This window comes from Psychrobacter sp. W2-37-MNA-CIBAN-0211, from assembly GCF_040309405.1.
In the GTDB taxonomy this organism is placed as follows: Bacteria; Pseudomonadota; Gammaproteobacteria; order Pseudomonadales; family Moraxellaceae; genus Psychrobacter; species Psychrobacter glaciei.
On record NZ_JBEOOU010000492.1, the window covers coordinates 1 to 244 of the forward strand.

General features: G+C 50.4%; 1 protein-coding gene. It reads left to right on the forward strand.

Annotated features, from left to right (window positions below; translation table 11 throughout):
* A partial coding sequence (locus tag AAEY72_RS16015; RefSeq protein ID WP_352311652.1) for a CheR family methyltransferase occupies window positions 1-244 on the forward strand: 244 nt, incomplete at both ends.

Here is a 244-nt window from a genome sequence, read left to right on the forward strand (position 1 = left end):
GCGCTGCAACTATGGCGTCAATTGCCGAACAACGATGCGCTGCGCCAGCAACTATTGGATAAAGTGCTGATTCACGAAAGTCGCTTCTTTCGCCACTTGCCTTCTATAGATTTTGTCACAGAGTGTGCCTTGCAGCATCAGTGCCTGACGCTAACAGATGACAGTATTGATGAGACGTTTCGCATTTGGAGTGTCGGTTGTGCCAGTGGGCAGGAGACTTGGTCGCTTGCCATGAGTTTGGCAT